Raw genomic sequence first — 18,089 nt, 5'->3', positions numbered from 1 at the left:
TCGTGAGGAACGTTATCAAGTAGAAATAGATAGCACACCGTGTAAATCTTCAAACTTAAGCTCTGTCACAACCGCTAGATCGGGAAAAAATGAAAAAGAGCGCAAATAACGCTTGTCGTATCCGTTAGATGACTAGTAAGGTCAAATAGACCTCCTATACCCTAAAAAGGTGGGAGGTCTATTTGACATCGTATTTTTAAACGCCGTAGCTCTATTTACCCTTTCGTCTACGCAACGCTCTACTAAATACGAGCAATATTGGCATTAGCAGCACACCTGCCATAATCAGCGACGCTCGTATCGACCAGCGCGTACCGACCCATCCAACGAATGGGCCACCTGCGGTCTGGCCTAAAGCATCGGATTGACTCATCATCGAAAGCACTGTCGCACGGGATCGGCTCTCTAAATTCATGTTTAGCCATGTCCCATAAATCGGCCCACTCAACGACTGAATCACACCGACCGCCAGCAAAGCACACAGCGCCCAAACGAAATTCGGCGCTAACGCCAGCAGCAAAATGGCTGCAATCCGCAGCGTCGTTAACACAAACATCGCGACAAACACAAGTCGCTCATTGCCCATATCAAGCCGCTTCTCCGTTACCCTGACCACAATGAGGCTCAGTATCGTCGACAGAACCGCAATGATGCCGAACCACATCGGCATCGTTAAAGCGATCTCTTGCGGGAAACCGATCTCCTTAATAAGGTGTATCTCCCACAATCGGTCGTACCCTTCCGAAGCCGCCCCGCTGAACAGCGTCACGCCCACAAGCATGAGCAAAATCGGGCTTTGGCGCACGACCTTTGCGCCTGACAACCATGTCGCCTTCATGTTCTGCACATGCGAACTGTGCTCCTGTCGTTCAGCGCGAACAAACGCGGTTTCCTTCATAAACAGCAACAAAAATACGCCCAGCGCAATATACATGATCCCGCCTGCCACATAAGGCAAAGGCTTGGCTACCGTGGACAAACCTACGCTCAATGCGATCCCCAATAAACTCGCTACAAGGGACACGCGTTTCGCCCGCATAAACAAGCTACCTACTTTGTCTTCGCCCACTTCATCCACGATCCATGCCGAATCAGCTCCACTAATGAACGTGTGGCCCAGTCCCCAAATAAATTCTGCAATTAGCACAATGGCAAATACAGATAGCACAGGCAATAGGGAATGAACCCACATCGCGCTTCCTTCTAACACAAAGCCCGTCCCGATGACGAACATACCAATAATGACCGATCTTCGTCTGCTATACGTATCAGCAACAACGCCCGTTATCCCTTCGAAAACAAGTACCGTTAATTCCAATACCGTCCCCATCAATAACAATTGGAACGGTGACAGCCCAAGCTCGGTAATCAAATAAATACCGTTGGTCACAAACATCGTGGAACTGGCTAGTGCCATCATAAAAATCATCGCTACATATACTTGTGCCGCATGCAATTTCATCGTCTTCACTATGATCCGCCCTTTAGGCAGAAGACATGACAATCTAGTGTCTCGTCAGTGTTCTATTAATCGCTACACCTCATTACACCTACCAGAACCATATCCTCTGCCGCTCATTTTGTCGTGCATAAGTTGGTTTGGGAAATCAATTATCTTTCTCTGCATCATAATACCTCCTAAATAATCCCTTTAAATTTATTCATACTATACGCTTGCAGCATTATAGTTGTCTATTATTTTCTATATTAAAGCTTTAAGGGTTGTTCAGCAGTTGTTCAGAGTTTGTTCAGGCACATCGTTTATTATTTATGGATTGGAATGAAAGTTAACTTTCATACCATTATTTAGTTTAACAGTTCTATGATTCCATTTTTCATTGACAATGGTAGGTGATATGGGGGAAAATAGACCAGTTATACAAAATACATAAAGGAGTAGGAGATTCTATGTATGAATAGGAATAGGAAAATATTATACGGTTTCTTAGTAGTCACTATGTTAGTGAACCTTGTGCTACCACCTCCGCTAGTAGGTGCATTTGCAGGATCACTAAACGCGCTATTTAGTGCCAGTGGCAGTTCGTCAAGCGTTACAGCCGCAACCTATGGTAAAGACCCCGCTAGTGTCACCAGTGCAACCTATGGCTCTATCACCCAGAATATTATTACATCTGTAATTATGACAAATAGTCAAGGGCAGCAAATTCAGAATGTCAGACCTGATATAGGTGAGCGCATCACGATTGATTTTAAGTGGGAACTACCTTCCGGTCATCCGTATGGTAACGGCTCGACATTTACGTTCCAGCTTCCAGATAAGTTTATGATAGGCCCTGCTATATCTAAGCCCTTGGAAGGCGACGTTGGAACGTTTATAGTTACCCCTGAAGGCCTGGTAACGTTTACCTTCAATCAAGAGATCGAAGGTGGCCAAGGGCTTACAGGTGAGTTCTTTGTCTGGAGGCATTTTGACAAGGGCAAGATTACAGGAGGAACGAAGCAGCCAATCGAGTTTATTATTGCGGGTGATTCCACGATCATTCCTATCCATTTCCAAAATAAAACGGGTAGCGACATGGTCAAGAGCGGGGAAGCCAACAAAAAAATGAACCCGAATAGGATCGATTGGGTCGTTGATTTTAACAAAGACGAACAAAAAATAACTCAGGCTGTCTTTTCCGATCAGCTCCCAAGCGGTCTCGAAATGGACTGGAGCAATTTCGAGTTGCTCAAACTAGAGATACCGCTTAATGGTGGTAAACCTACCAAAGAAGAGCTGGTCACCACCATTGCACCTCAGCCTACTGCGAATGGATTTGAACTTAATCTAGGCGATATTGAGCACGCATATCGTGTAAAATATTCGACTAAAATTAACGAGACTGTAGATGGGAAAGTGTATGAAAATAGCGCCAAGCTCACAGGCAGCAACCTGACCCTTCCCCTTGTTACATCTGCTAAAGTTCAGGTGACATACAGCAAGCCGCTTGATAAGCAGTTCATTAAATACCATCCGGTTGATCAAAAAGTGGATTGGGCGATCCAGTATAACTATAATGAGCGACACATTGCACAGTCTGACGCATGGATTGAAGATCATTTTGATAAGACTGAGCACGAGCTTACTGGAGATATTGTTGTCTATGAAATGACCATCGCTAATGATGGTAAGGCAAGTCGCATTGGCGCGGCTCTCAATGAGAACACGGATTATACGATCGATCGATCAGTCAATTATGGTTTTAAACTACACTTTGCTAGAGATATTAACAAAGCGTATGAAGTCACCTATTCGACTAAAGCGATCAAGCGTGTACAGCAAGAGAGCGTGCGCGTTGACAATACCGTAAAAATATTTGACAACCCTACGGGCATAACAAAAGGGCACAACATCGGCCAAGTTGTTTTTGCTAAAAGTTATAAACCCGTCAATTATGCCAACAAAATGATTGAATGGCAGCTCGATCTGAACAGAGACGGTAAAGTCATGAACGACGTTGTCATTACGGACAGTTTTGCAGGTGAGAAGCTGACATTCCTTGAGGACGAATTAAAGATTACTGGTCTTACAAAAGATGTTGACTATACGGTTGCTCCGCTTCCAACGTATGAAGAAGGATTTAAGATTACGTTTAACAAGCAAATTGTTGGGGCTCATACGATCAACTATAAGACAAAGTTCGATCCGACTACCAAAAAGTCGAGCTATAAAAACAATGCCGTTCTGAACTGGAAAGATGAGCACAATGTTTCTCAGCCGTCTATCTCGAAGACAGTTACCGTTCCCGCTGATTCCTACACAGTAGATAACGGAAGCAAGAAAGGCTCATATGACGCCAGAACGAAAGAAATTACGTGGACAATCGACGTCAACTATAATCTTAACAACATTGCCAGTCCAGTGCTGCGGGATTTTTATTCGCAAGGACAGACATTTGTTAAAGGCTCATTCGCTGTTAAGCATCTAACCTTGCTGGGCGCGGAGAACCAAGTTAGAGAAGGCAACCTTGTTCCAGAGTCAGACTATACGTTTGATGATACCGTTAAACAAGGTGGCAACGATGGCTTCGAATTAAGTTTCAAGCAGCCAATTAACTCCGCTTATCGTATTACATATAAGACGAGCTTGAATGGACAAGCCATCGGTAAAACATATTCGAATCATGCTAGTTTGCGAGATGGTGCGAGTAACACGGTTACGTTGTTTGAGAAAAAAGCTACCGTCAACCCAGCCAATGGCGGAGAGTATGTGAAAAAAAGGGGCCAACAAGGTACCGGTGTTAACGCAGAATATGCATTTTGGACGGTCAACATTAACCATAGCCAATCGCATATTGAAGCTGGCGCGACATTGACAGATACATTGTCTGCGAATCAAATTTTGATTCCAGATTCGATCAAGCTCTATCATACGACTGTGGATCAGTTCGGTAATGTACGTGAGACTACTACGGAAGTTAACCCAGACCAGTATACGGTTAGCATTGTTGGTACAACGCTGAATTTAACGTTCAAGCAGGTGCTCCGCACGGCGTATATATTGAAGTACAAGTCGTTTATTAATGCAGACAGCGGAGAGACCATTAGCAATAAGGTTTCTTTTAAAGGCCAATCCGCTGGAGCTGTAGATACGAGTTCTAACAGTGGCTTTAACGTTAGCGCAGCTGGCGCTGGCGGTGGAGCAACACCTGGTAAAGGCGACATTGTCTATATCAAAAGAGACAAAGTCACCAAAGCTCCATTAGCAGGAGCCAAATTCGGTCTGTATGACGCTTCAGGCAAGACGCTGCTTCAGGAAGTCGTAACCGACGCTAATGGTAAAGCTATTTTTGCAGGATATAAGTATAAAAAGTATGTACTGAAAGAGTTAGAAGCTCCTGCTGGATATGCAATCGACAGCGTGGGCGGCTATGAGAGCGGTAAACCTATTACATTTATTAAAAATATGGTTCCGCCTTATGTTGAAAATAACAAGTTGGTCCGTGATTACGAGCTGACGAAGGTCGATGCAGACACACCGACAAAGGTATTGCAGGGCGCGATATTCAAACTGCAATTCGATGACGGTAGTGGATTTAAAGATGTTAATGGATTTACAAGCTTGAAGACGGGCACAGATGGTAAGATCCACTTGCCTGCGCTTCAACCAGGTAGTTATCAACTTATCGAGACTACTGCGCCTCACGGCTATAAGCTTGATTCAACACCAATTAAGTTTACAATCGGTACGAACCAGATTGAGTTGCTAAAAAAATCTGTACCTAATACGCGAATCAAAGGCTCGGTCGAGCTGACTAAAGTCGATGATCGCACACCTGCCACACCTCTTGCTGGAGCCGTATTCGAGCTACAAGATGCTGGAGGCAATGTGCTGCGTAGCGGATTGACTACTAATAGCAACGGAAAGTTGTCCGAAAACAATTTGGCAGTAGGCACTTATTATTTTGTTGAAACAAAAGCGCCGACAGGTTTCAAACTTAACAAGACGCCGCTCAAGTTTGATATTACGAATGAAGTCAAAGTCGAAGTTACATTTATAAATGAACTTCTTCCAGGCTCGTTTAAGTTGACTAAAGTTGAAACAGGTCAACCTAATACGAAGCTGGCTGGTGCTCAGTTCCGTATTCTCGATGAGATGCAGAAGCCTGTCATCGGTCCATCAGGACTTGAGCTTCCACTTATGACGACAGATGCGAACGGACAGTTTATCGTTCCTGAACTGAAGCAAGGCAAGTACTTTGCTGAAGAAGTTAAAGCTCCGAATGGCTTTATGATCGAGCATACGCTTACTGCGTTCGATATCGTCAGTGATAAAGAAACGTCTGTCACGGTCGAGAACAAGCGCGAGCCGCTTCCGGGATCACTCAAGCTCACTAAGATTGAGACGGGGCAACCTAACGTGAAGCTCGCTGGCGCTCAATTCCGTATCCTTAACGAGCATCAGCAGCCTGCTACTGATAGAGCAGGAGTTGCCTTGGCGCTTATGACGACAGATGCGAACGGACAATTTGTTGTTCCTAATCTGAAGCAAGGCAAGTACTTTGCTGAAGAAGTTAAAGCACCGAACGGCTTTATGATCGAGCATAAGCTCACCGCGTTCGATGTGGTTAGCGGTAAAGAAACAACGGTTACGGTCGAGAACAAGCGTGAACCACTTCCGGGATCGCTCAAGCTTACTAAGATTGAGACCGAGCAACCTAACGTGAAGCTCGCTGGCGCTCAATTCCGTATCCTTGACGAGCATCAGCAGCCTGCTACTGATAAAGCAGGAGTTGCCTTGGCGCTTATGACGACAGATGCGAACGGACAATTTGTCGTTCCTAATCTGAAGCAAGGCAAGTACTTTGCTGAAGAAGTCACAGCACCAGTCGGCTTTATCATCGAGCATAAGCTCACCGCGTTCGATGTGGTTAGCGGTAAAGAAACAACGGTTACGGTCGAGAACAAGCGTGAACCGCTTCCGGGATCGCTCAAGCTTACTAAGATTGAGACGGGTCATCCTAACGTGAAGCTCGCTGGCGCTCAATTCCGTATCCTTGACGAGCATCAGCAGCCTGCTACGGATAAGGCGGGAGTTGCATTGGCGCTTATGACGACAGATGCGAACGGACAATTTGTCGTTCCTAATCTGAAGCAAGGCAAGTACTTTGCTGAGGAAGTCACAGCACCAGTCGGCTTTATCATCGAGCACAAGCTCACCGCGTTCGATGTGATTAGCGGTCAAGAAACGCTTATCTCTATCGCGAACAAGCGCGAACCGAGCAGTCCACAGCAACCGGTTGATCCAATCTCCCCTGATCCTGGCGGCGGATCGGATAACAATCCGGGCGGTGGTTCGGGTAACAACCCAGGTGGTGGCTCTAACAACGGTTCGGGCAACAACACTGGCGGTGGTGGCTCCGACAACGGTTCGGGCAACAACACCGGCGGTGGTGGCTCCGACAACGGTTCAGGCAACAACACTGGCGACGGTGGCTCTAACAACGGTTCGGGCAACAACACTGGCGGTGGTGGCTCTAACAACGGTTCGGGCAATAACACTGGCGGCGGTGGCTCTGACAAAGGCACGGGCAATAACACCGGCGGTGGTGGCTCTAACAAAGGCACGGGCAATAACACTGGCGGCGGTGGCTCTAACAAAGGCAAGCCAACCGACACAACAAGCAATCGTGAAGAAGGCAGCAATACAAGCTCTTCTGGCAAACTTCTACCGAATACAGGAGAAGAGAGCCCATTGCCAATGCAGCTAGCTGGACTAGTACTTTTGATGCTCGGTGCAGCACTGCTCTTCAAGAGAAAGAAATGGCTTAAATCATAAGCATCTATGAATAGAAGAGGCTAGCCCACAAGTAGTGTTAACTACATCGGGCTAGCCTCTCTTTTTTACATATTAATTGGTTCATATAGTCACTTTAACAAACTTTGAACTAAAATTTACATAACCTTAATTGATTTGTAAATCTCTCTTTTTTACAATTGAGTAGCAAACAAAATTTAGTGAAAGATAGGTGATAACATGATTTTGGGCAAAACGATGTTGGCAAGCGTGCTAGCTTCATCACTTCTTTTGACTCTCATTTCATCTTCTGTTGCCGCTCTCCCTCCACACACATCTCAATCAGCAGCTAAGAGTTCATATTCAGAAATGATCGTGAACGGCGCAACATTTAGCTCTGCCGATGCGGCCCGCTACGAGGCAGCGCTTGCTGACGTGAGACACACTGTCGTCGAGAGCGACGGTACAACGTACGGGTACACGAACAAAGCAGACGCGGATCAACACATCGAACGAATTGCTAATGAGCCTCGTGCTGAACATGGCGGCGGTGTATCACCTATCCATTTCAAGTCCAAATTTTATGATTTGACGAACTTCAAAGGTGATCTATGGGAAGTACCATGGGGTACAAACATCCCCGATTTCCACACATGGAGTGACAAAATTTCATCTTTGAAAATAACGTATGGCTATAGCGGTGTTCGCTTGTTCGAACACAATAACTATTGGGGAAGCTCCATCTACTTAGCTAAATCTGCTGAAGTTCAGGACTTAGGCTCCCGCTTCTTGTATCCGAACAAGACATGGGACAACCAAGCAAGCAGTCTTCAATTTATAGGCAAGGAAGAATAGCCAATAGCAGATTGCTAATTGCTTATCACACAATATCAACTGCGTAGAGGCTAAACTCTATACTCTTAACTCTTAACTCTTAACTCTTATCGCCCACTCCACGCTCCATATCATAAAGACCTTCCCAATGTATTTTTCACACTACACCGGGACGGTCTTCTTTTTTGCCTAGATTCATGTCTCTAAAAAATGACTTAATCCCGCCCAAACGTGATAAAATAACGTCAGGAAAATGAAGGGAGCTGCACAACTTTGAAGCAACAATTGATCGATCGACTTACAACGTATGTAAAAGTAGATACACAATCCAATTTTGACAGTGAAACCTGTCCATCTACACCAGGACAGCTTACACTTGCCAACATGCTCGTGGACGAGCTGAACGCCATCGGTATGCAAGAAGTAACGATTGACGACAACGGCTATGTCATGGCTACACTTCCTTCCAATACGGACAAAGAAGTGCCTACAATCGGGTTCTTGGCCCATATTGATACCGCAACCGATTTCACAGGTAAACATGTAAAACCGCAAATCGTAGACAACTACGACGGCCAAGATATTACGCTCAACGAAGCATTGCGTGTGGTACTATCACCTACACAATTTCCAGATCTAAGCCAATATAAAGGCCACACCTTAATCACAACGGACGGCACAACGCTCCTTGGTGCCGACAACAAGGCCGGCATTGCTGAGATTATGACCGCGATGGCTTATCTCATTGCCCATCCTGAAATTAAGCATGGCACCATTCGTGTAGCCTTTACCCCCGATGAAGAAATCGGTAGAGGGCCGCATAAGTTTGATGTCGCTGCCTTTAACGCGGTATACGCTTATACGATTGACGGTGGCCCGCTAGGCGAGCTCGAGTACGAGAGCTTTAACGCCGCTGGGGCAAAGATTACGGTAAAAGGAAACAACGTTCACCCTGGCACTGCCAAGGGCAAAATGATCAACTCCGCCAAGATTGCGATGCAGCTGCACAGTCGTCTGCCTGCGGAAGAAGCACCTGAATTCACGGATGGCTACGACGGGTTCTATCATCTGACCTCCATTACAGGTGATGTTGAAGAGACGAAGCTGAGCTATATTATTCGCGACTTCAATAAAGAGCAGTTCGAAGCCAGAAAAGAGTTTCTCGCTAACATCGTGCAGGAATTCCAGCACACTCACGGCGAGAACAACATCATTCTCGAAATGAACGATCAGTACTACAACATGCGTGACAAAATCGAACCCGTAATCGAAATTGTACATCTTGCACGCGAAGCCATGGAATCGCTCGATATTACGCCGATTATTAAGCCTATTCGCGGAGGAACCGACGGCTCGCAACTATCTTATATGGGACTGCCTACACCTAATATTTTTACAGGTGGCGAAAATTATCACGGCAAATTCGAATTCGTGTCGGTGGACAACATGGTTAAAGCGACGAAGGTTATTATCGAGGTCATCAAACGATTCGAGCAACAAGCCTAAAACATAACGAGCTAATGGTGTGAAAAAAGTTTGCGGCATCCGAGCAAAAGGACATTATATCCCCGCTACGTCGGATGCCGTATTTCATGCCTTCCCCACACTAGACCTAGGCTTTATTTTTGCTTCGCTAAATTCTCTTGCGCCAGTCGAATCATTTCGCGGACCATCGTCCCGCCAATCTTACCACCTACCCGACCAACAGACTCCGTCGTCAGTTGACTATTGTCACCACGCTGCAAAGGCACCCCCAGTGACTTCGCAACTTCATACTTCACATCATCGGGATGCAACGGATCAACCACAAATCCTTCCCGCCTCATGACATCTGCTTTAAACGCATTAACCCCTTGTTCAGCACCTGCGACAAGCAACCTTCGCCTGCTTCTTCTTGCCATAGCCATCCACCTCTTCATTCCATCAAAATTGATCAGAATCGCTAAGATGTTCTTACCATTCCCTAAGTTGAGGCGCAAATACATATAACCTCCCCCTGTAACGGTTACCACAGGAGCTATTTAGCCAAATTTATACGTTTTCAATTTCTAATGGTTGCCAGAGAACTTATTTTGCTGATCTAACCCATCATTCATTCGTTTTCATTGCAATAAGCCCTACCAGAACCGTTAGACCCTAAATAATAATCTCATCTGTAAAATAACGAGTGTGACAACCGTTAGCATCGAAAGTAACATCCAGGGGCGTCCCCGAAGACATACATCAAGACATACCTCACCCAAGAACCACCCCTTTTCTCAAAAAACAAAAAGCGCAAGTTCTAAGACTAATATAGCCTTAGAACGTACGCTTTTTGTATCCAAAAACTTATTTGCATTTACTGACAAAATTATCTCCAAGCCATAGCCATACTATCTACTACTTTCGGGACAAATCCTTCCCAACAGCCCAGCACACCACAGTGAGCCCGAACTTATGTTAAGGTGCCATTTCCAAAAACTTCGCATCTGGCATCTTTTCCATCATCGTACGCATCGCATACTCATTTTCAAACAAGACAACAAAATTGTCGTTCTTATCCTTAACAAGCTGCGAATTGATGCGGAATTTCGTCGGATCCAGCTTATCAGCGATAATCCAACGTGCAAATTGAAACTGCAAACGCTGAAGCTGCACTTCCACTCCATACTCCGCTCTCATGCGATACTCAAATACCTCGAACTGAAGCTGTCCAACTACACCAAGAATCGTCTCATCAAATACACCCGCGTTGTGGAATACTTGAATCGTGCCTTCCTCCGTAAGTTGGTCGACACCTTTTTGATACTGCTTATGCTTCAAGGCATTTTTAACCGTTACACGCGCAAAAATTTCTGGCGAGAACGTCGGCAATTCATCAAACGTAACCGCTGCCCCTTGGCTCAAGCTATCCCCAATACGGAAAATGCCCGGGTCAAACAAACCGATAATATCACCTGGGAACGCCTCGTTCACAATATCGCGGTCCTGTGCCAAAAATTGCTGCGGCTGCGCCAGCTTAATGTCTTTGCCGACACGCACGTGCTTCACGCTCATACCGCGCTCGAATTTACCCGAACAAATACGCAAGAACGCAATCCGGTCGCGGTGCGCTGGGTTCATATTCGCTTGGATTTTAAACACATAACCTGTGAACTTCTCATCTGTCGGATTAATTTGACCTTCTGTCGATTGACGAGGTGCTGGTTTCGGCGCCAGCTGCAAGAAGTTCTCCAAGAACGTCTGCAAACCAAAGTTGTTGATCGCACTGCCGAAGAACACAGGCGTCAGCTCACCGCGCATAACTTTTTCATAATCGAACTCATCGCCCGCTACGTCAAGCAGCTCCAGCTCTTCACACAACTGATCATGCAAATATTCGCCCGCCATCTCGCGAATAACCGAATCACGATAATCTTCAACCTTTTGTACTTGAATCGTCGAATGATCATCGCCTTGGAACAACTCGACTTGGTTTTTCATGCGATCGTACACACCACACAAGTCACGGCCCATACCGATCGGCCAGTTCATAGGCACGGAACGAATACCGAGTACTTGCTCCAGCTCTTCCATCAACTCAAACGGACTACGACCTTCACGGTCGAGCTTGTTAATAAACGTAAAGATCGGAATGCCGCGCTTCGCGCACACTTGGAACAACTTAATCGTCTGCGCCTCGACACCCTTAGCAACGTCAATCAACATCACGGCGCTGTCCGCTGCCGTCAACGTGCGATACGTATCTTCACTGAAGTCTTGGTGGCCCGGTGTATCCAAAATATTAATCCGATGCCCGTTATAATCAAACTGCATAACCGAAGACGTTACAGAGATACCACGTTGCTTCTCAATTTCCATCCAGTCACTCGTCGCATGCTTGCTCGCTTTGCGTGCTTTAACCGTTCCTGCAAGACGAATCGCGCCCCCGAAAAGCAAAAGCTTCTCTGTTAGCGTCGTTTTACCTGCATCCGGGTGGGAAATAATCGCGAACGTACGACGTTTTTCTACCTCTTGTTTTAATTGCTCGGATAACGATTTGCTCATATATTTTAGCCCTCTCAATAACAAAATCACGTAATTGTTATTGTATCACAAAACCATATGAAAAACTGCTTTCTCACCATCTTATCCATATGTGAAAAGTTATATTCAAACAGATATTTGAATGTTATAATACTCTCATTCCACATCTTAGAAAAAGGACGGTAATAAGCGATGAACACCGATCAAACCCTTGATGTCATCATTATTGGCGGCGGTCAAGCCGGACTTTCCTTAGGCTGGCACTTACGCTCCTTGCAGCCTCAATTAACATTCCTTATCGTCGAGCGGCATCATCGTATCGGCGACAACTGGCGTGAACGCTACGACTCACTCGTCTTGTTTACTCCTCGCACATACAGTCAACTACCGGGAGTGTCCATGGACGGCGATCCGACAGGATTTCCGACAAAAGATGAGGTTGCTCAATATTTAGAGGACTATGCCCGACAAGCACAACTACCTGTTCTTACGAGCAGCGAAGTCGTTCAAGTGACTTGGGAAGCTCAAAAAAATCATTTCAAAGTTGCTATACGCCAATCACCTAACCTTCATAGCATTCAACACGATCACCATAGTCAACTTGAGCAACACATATCATTGTATTGCAAACAGCTCGTCTTGGCTTCTGGTCCATTCCAGACACCATACATACCAGCTTGGGCTGCTAACATAGACACCAACGTTATTCAACTGCACTCCAGTCAATATCGCAGCCCAACACAACTACCTACCCTATCAACGCAGCACAATGTACTCGTCGTGGGTGGCGGTAACTCCGGCGCACAAATCGCCGTCGAGCTAGCCCGCACATCTCACGTCTCGTTATCCGTGCGGCATCCACTCCGTCATATGAAGCTAAGCCTATTGGGACGAAGTACCTTTGAATGGATGGACAAGCTCGGTCTGCTGCATGCACCATCCCACTCCCGAAGGGCCAAGCTGATAAGGCGACTTGGCGACCCTGTTTTTGGCAATGAGCTAGCAGCAGCTCTACGCACTGGACAAATAACGATGCAGCCTGCGGCCACTAGTTGGGACAGTGCTTCTGCATCGATTTGCTTCCAAGACGGTTCGACGTTTGCCCCGAACGCGATCATCTGGGCAACAGGCTTCAACAATGATAACCGTTGGTTGCACCTTCCCGGTTTATTGAACGAACGTGGCCAAATCATTTATTTTGGACATTCCACGCCAGTTCCCGGATTATACGTCATCGGCATGCCATGGCAACGATCCCGCAGCTCTGCATTATTATGCGGCGCAGGTCGGGATGCATATCCATTAGCGCAAGAAGTGATTCACTTCGCGCAGACATAACCTTTAACGTTTACTCTTAACTTTCACTTATGCCCGACTTAACTTCCATTTATGTCTGATTTCGAAATTGACTTTTAACCTGAATTTGAACTTGAATTTGAACTTGACATAACGTTGTCATAATTGACCCGTTACACTGTGGTTGTAACTTTGTTATTACCCTACAAGATGAACGAGGAGGAACAACTATGGAACCCATCACAAATGCACACCGTCAAGCAACAGCAAGCGCAAGCATTCATCATTTACTCATGCAATTAGGTGCTACAGACGTACAGCACACCGTCGACTTTTATCGTACCTTATTTCACTTCCAGCTCGTTGATCACTATGCCCCTGAAGGCGAAATGATTTGGGCCCTACTACGCGCCAATGAGACAAGCCCAATAGAACTTGCCATCTCCAAAAAAACCGCAAGAACATCTGAACCACAAGTTAACATGGAACATGGACCGATCAACGAGCAGATCAGCCTAACCCTATGTACCGACAACGTCTTACAATCGTATCAACATGTAACAGAGCAAGGTCAGCAGCGAAGTGACTTGATGCTCACGCCTTACCAAACACTACAATTTTCACTACTAACACCTGATGGATATGCCATCACAGTATCCCAAGCGACTGAACAAGTCCGAATGTCGCAACAGCAACTGCTCCAACTTATCGCCGTCCAGTACGACAAGCTAACCAACCTATTGCAAGAACTCTCACTAGAACAAGCTATTCAGCCCGGTGTTCAAGGCCCATGGTCAGTAAAAGACATCCTTGCCCACCTCACCGCATGGAACGAACGTCTACTACGCTGGGTAGAGGAATGTGAGCAAGGACTCGTGCCCATTACACCTGAGCCAGGATACAGCTGGGCACAAATTCATGAACTAAACGAACAAGCGTACTTGCAACAAAAAGAAACCCCATTTCCTACTGTCATACAGCATTTCAACACCGTCCATGAACAAGTCGTCAGCCGCATTGCAACGTGGAGTGATGAACAACTGAATGATGCGCACGCTTATTCATTTTCAGACCAACAACCGCTCTGGACTGTAGTCGGTTTCAACTCATTTGACCATTACCGCGCACATCTTGCTGCTATTTACAAAGGACTAGCAACACTACGAGCCAACCAATAACACATTTGCACATAAAAAAGCAGGCCAAGCGCAGCAATATGCCATGCTTGTCCTGCTTGCTCTACTTGCTCTACTTGCACTGCTTGCACTACTTGTACTGCTTACCCTACTTGCCTGCTTTCTACTAACCGTTTAACAGCGCACGCACACCCAACGTGACACTCCGCACTTCCTCGTGCCCGTGCTCGTGTTCGTCCTCGTGAACATCACGACCATCACTATGATCGATTAGCACCCAGTTCGGTGCTAAAGCAGCTTGCAGCGCCGCAACGTCCATTGACGATAGCTGCAATCCATCAAACCGACCTTCACCCACTTGAAAGTGCTGATCCGCCTGTAAGCCAAAGCGAAATTGCAGCCACATTTTCAAGCCGTTAATCGTATTAAAAGTCATCGCATACCCTTCACGGACAGCCTGCTCCAAATTCTCGCCATGCTCTTTAGCATAATTCAACCATTGATCCGGTTTAAAAAATGGCTCACCTACAGCCTGCAACGGCTCCACATCACCCGTACGGATAATCGCTAGCAACTGTTCATCAGAAACTCCAGCCCGACGAACACACTCTAACCAAATCGCCGTGCTTTGCGATAACTTTACAACCTCATTTTTCATCTGGTTTCCCCCTTGGATCATCATGAACATTACTCGTGTAAATGACATGCAGCAAAATGCTGGGGCGCAATTTCGCGCCATTGCGGTTCCTCACTACGGCAGCGTGCTATCGCATACGGACAACGTGACGCAAACTTGCACCCTGGCAAGTCATCCAATGGACTCGGTAAATCCCCTTCCAAAATCGGCGGTGCCGCCATCTCCCGCTTCGGATTAGGCTGCGGAATAGCTGCTAGCAACGCTTGCGTATACGGATGAGCGGGGCGTTTAAACAACTCATCGCTCGACGTAACTTCCACCAACTTGCCCAAATACATAACGCCGATACGGTTAGAAATATGACGCACCATAGATAGATCATGCGCGATAAACAAATACGTCAAACCGAAGTCAGACTGCAAATCTTCCAACATGTTCACGACTTGCGCCTGTACAGATACGTCTAGCGCCGAAATCGGCTCATCACACATCACAAATTCCGGCTTCACAGACAAAGCACGCGCAATACTAATACGCTGGCGCTGCCCACCACTGAACTCGTGCGGATATCGTTCCGCATGTTCAGACTTTAACCCCACTTTGTGCAGCAATTCAAGCACCATTTCACGCCGTTCAGCTCGTGTACCTAAGCCGTGTATTTCCATCGGTTCGCTTATAAGCTGCGTGACATTCATTCCTGGGTTCAAAGAAGAATACGGATCTTGAAAAATAGTTTGCATCCGCTTGCGAAACGGCTTAAGCTCCTTCTCTCTCATCGCGGCCACATTGTGCCCGTCGAACCGAACTTCTCCCGCCGTTACATCATGCAGGCGCACAATGCTGCGTCCCAGTGTAGATTTGCCACAGCCTGACTCCCCAACAAGGCCAAACGTTTCACCGCGGCGGATGCTAAAGCTAATATCATCTACCGCTTTCAACATCCGTGTGTTGCGGCCGAACAAACTCTTGGCCGCGGGATAATATTTTTTAAGCCCTTTGACATCAACGAGTATATCTTGCTGCTCATTCATGATGCATCCTCCGATCCAGCGTGCGACTTAAGATGTGGGAACCAGCAGAGCGCTCGCTGCTCTGAATCCGCGAACGATGCATACGAAGGCATCTCCTTGCAACGTTCAACCGCATGCTCGCACCGCTCCATAAACGGGCAGCCTGCAGGCGGATGCAGCAAGTTCGGCGGCGTGCCGTCAATCGTAGCCAATCGCTCTCGCTTCCCCTCCGTCACACGCGGAATAGAACGCAGCAAGCCTTGCGTGTAAGGATGACGCGGTCGCTCAAAAATATCGTCGACCGTCCCTTCCTCCATCACGAGTCCACCATACATCACAACCACGCGCGTACACACTTGCGCCACTACGCCCAAATCATGCGTAATAAGCAAAATAGAAGTACGCGTCGTATCGCGTAACTGCTTCATCAAGCCCAGAATTTGCGCTTGAATCGTCACATCTAGTGCCGTCGTTGGCTCATCAGCAATGAGCAACTCCGGCTCGCACGACAACGCCATCGCGATCATCACGCGCTGACGCATCCCGCCACTAAACTCATGCGGATACTGATCAATCCGCTGCTCAGGCGACGGGATGCCGACTTGTCGCAGCAGCTCAATCGCCTTGCTGCGTGCCTCGGCACGGCTCAACTTGCGATGACGCCGTAGCACCTCCACGATCTGCGCCCCGACGCGCACAACCGGATTAAGCGCCGTCATCGGGTCTTGTGAGATCATCGCAATCCGATTGCCGCGTATTTGTCGCAAACGAGCATCCGACATCGCCAGCACATCCTCACCCCGGAACAGCACTTTGCCCTCCTTGATGCGGCCTGGTGCTTGAATAAGCCCAAGCAACGATTTTACGGTTACACTTTTGCCGCTGCCGGACTCACCCACGATACCGATGACTTCCCCTTCTTGCACCGTAAAGCTGATTCCTCGTACAGATTGCACTTCACCTGCACGCGTCATAAATGACGTTTTTAATTGCTGAACTGACAATAATTCCGTCATATGTCTCACTCCGTCGTGTATATTCCGTGCGCCCTTTCGCGCCTGTGCCTACTGACTTTGCACACTCGCACCTATCTTCGGTTTGACTTTGGCTCAAAGGCAATGCGAAACACGTCCCCTAACAAATTGAACGACAGCACCGTCAGCAAGATGAACATTCCCGGGAACAGCGCCATATATGGCGCTTCGCCAATATAGCCTTGCGCATTATTCAACATGCTCCCCCAAGACGAATCTGGCTGCTGGATGCCTAATCCAAGAAAACTTAACGACGATTCCATCAAGATAGCAGACGCGATATTAATCGTAGCCGCGACAATGATCGTCGGCATAATACTAGGCACAATGTGCTGCAAAATAATTTTAGCTTTACTCTGACCCGATACGCGAGCATACAGCACATACTCTCTTTCTTTGACGGACAATGTCTCCGCCCTGACAAGACGAGCAATGCTCATCCAGCTCAGCATCCCTATAATGAGTACAATCGTCATAATTCCTGGCTTTAAATACGCATTTAATATAAGCATCAAAAAGAACGACGGAATCGACATCAGCACATCGACAATACGCATAAGCACATTATCGATCCAACCGCCAAAGTAGCCGCTTATTGTACCAACTGCCGTTCCAATGACGACTGCAATCATCATCGACAAAAATCCAACACTTAACGAAACACGGCCGCCATACAGCGCCCGCGCTAAATAATCTCGCCCATGATCATCCGTGCCGAACCAATGGGTCCAACTCGGCGACTGCAATCGCTCGGTAATGATCATTTTGTTCGGATCATGCGGAGATAAGAACGCAAATATCGCTGCAAGTGCGAAGATCGCTAGCACGATAATGGCCAAGATCCCCGCTTTTTGTTCTCGCAACTGTTCGGTTACGTGACGCCATTTCAAGCTCAACATT

At 46.9% G+C, this 18,089-nt stretch carries 13 protein-coding genes; 5 read left to right on the top strand and 8 right to left on the bottom strand.

The window, feature by feature from the left end; genetic code table 11:
* Positions 1–211: 211 nt before the first annotated feature.
* A complete protein-coding gene (locus tag KIK04_RS13965) occupies positions 212–1,462 on the bottom strand; it encodes an MFS transporter (RefSeq protein WP_232278734.1) in 1,251 nt (416 codons plus the stop codon).
* 450 nt (positions 1,463–1,912) lie between these two features.
* Here KIK04_RS13965 and KIK04_RS13960 point away from each other — a divergent pair, with 450 nt between their 5' ends.
* The 3 genes from KIK04_RS13960 (at position 1,913) to pepT (ending at position 9,577) form a co-directional block, all read left to right on the top strand.
* Positions 1,913–7,279, top strand: coding sequence for a SpaA isopeptide-forming pilin-related protein (locus KIK04_RS13960; RefSeq protein ID WP_232274263.1), 5,367 nt, complete (start codon positions 1,913–1,915; stop codon positions 7,277–7,279).
* A gap of 198 nt (positions 7,280–7,477) precedes the next feature.
* On the top strand, positions 7,478–8,092 hold the full coding sequence (locus KIK04_RS13955) for a beta/gamma crystallin domain-containing protein (protein WP_232274262.1): 615 nt from the start codon (positions 7,478–7,480) through the stop codon (positions 8,090–8,092).
* A 252-nt stretch (positions 8,093–8,344) separates the two neighbouring features.
* Positions 8,345–9,577: a peptidase T gene (pepT, locus tag KIK04_RS13950; RefSeq protein ID WP_232274261.1), complete on the top strand. Its 1,233-nt coding sequence runs from the start codon at positions 8,345–8,347 to the stop codon at positions 9,575–9,577.
* 113 nt (positions 9,578–9,690) lie between these two features.
* Here pepT and KIK04_RS13945 read toward each other — a convergent pair whose 3' ends face one another.
* Both KIK04_RS13945 and KIK04_RS13940 read right to left on the bottom strand, forming a co-directional pair.
* The gene (locus tag KIK04_RS13945) at positions 9,691–9,972 is read right to left on the bottom strand and encodes an alpha/beta-type small acid-soluble spore protein (RefSeq protein ID WP_232278733.1); all 282 of its coding nucleotides are present in this window, start codon (positions 9,970–9,972) and stop codon (positions 9,691–9,693) included.
* Positions 9,973–10,510: 538 nt separating this feature from the next.
* Complete coding sequence (locus KIK04_RS13940) at positions 10,511–12,097, bottom strand: peptide chain release factor 3 (RefSeq protein ID WP_232274260.1); 1,587 nt, start codon at positions 12,095–12,097, stop codon at positions 10,511–10,513.
* 171 nt (positions 12,098–12,268) lie between these two features.
* Between KIK04_RS13940 and KIK04_RS13935 the strand changes: the two genes are divergently transcribed.
* Positions 12,269–13,414 carry a flavin-containing monooxygenase gene (locus tag KIK04_RS13935; RefSeq protein ID WP_232274259.1) on the top strand — a complete coding sequence of 382 codons (1,146 nt, stop codon included), beginning with the start codon at positions 12,269–12,271 and terminating at the stop codon, positions 13,412–13,414.
* Positions 13,415–13,602: 188 nt separating this feature from the next.
* Entirely contained in the window at positions 13,603–14,550 is a 948-nt protein-coding gene (locus KIK04_RS13930; protein ID WP_232274258.1) for a ClbS/DfsB family four-helix bundle protein, read from the top strand.
* Here KIK04_RS13930 and KIK04_RS24205 read toward each other — a convergent pair.
* The 5 genes from KIK04_RS24205 to KIK04_RS13910 form a co-directional block, all read right to left on the bottom strand.
* The gene (locus tag KIK04_RS24205) at positions 14,514–14,639 is read right to left on the bottom strand and encodes a hypothetical protein (RefSeq protein WP_269670947.1); all 126 of its coding nucleotides are present in this window, start codon (positions 14,637–14,639) and stop codon (positions 14,514–14,516) included. The genes KIK04_RS13930 and KIK04_RS24205 overlap by 37 nt on opposite strands.
* Positions 14,640–14,674: 35 nt before the next feature.
* The gene (locus KIK04_RS13925) at positions 14,675–15,166 is read right to left on the bottom strand and encodes a hypothetical protein (protein ID WP_232274257.1); all 492 of its coding nucleotides are present in this window, start codon (positions 15,164–15,166) and stop codon (positions 14,675–14,677) included.
* Positions 15,167–15,195: 29 nt separating this feature from the next.
* Positions 15,196–16,176 (bottom strand): ABC transporter ATP-binding protein, encoded by a 981-nt coding sequence (locus KIK04_RS13920; RefSeq protein ID WP_232274256.1) that lies wholly within the window; start codon positions 16,174–16,176, stop codon positions 15,196–15,198.
* Entirely contained in the window at positions 16,173–17,171 is a 999-nt protein-coding gene (locus KIK04_RS13915) for an ABC transporter ATP-binding protein (RefSeq protein ID WP_232274255.1), read from the bottom strand. The genes KIK04_RS13920 and KIK04_RS13915 overlap by 4 nt, the downstream gene beginning before the upstream one ends.
* Before the next feature lie 71 nt (positions 17,172–17,242).
* Positions 17,243–18,088 (bottom strand): ABC transporter permease, encoded by an 846-nt coding sequence (locus KIK04_RS13910; RefSeq protein WP_232274254.1) that lies wholly within the window; start codon positions 18,086–18,088, stop codon positions 17,243–17,245.
* Position 18,089: the final 1 nt, after the last annotated feature.

Origin of the sequence: Paenibacillus sp. 481 (genome assembly GCF_021223605.1) — a bacterium.
GTDB lineage: Bacteria > Bacillota > Bacilli > Paenibacillales > Paenibacillaceae > Paenibacillus_B.
Note: the sequence above shows the minus strand (reverse complement) of the source record. Positions and strands in the feature narration are given on the sequence as shown.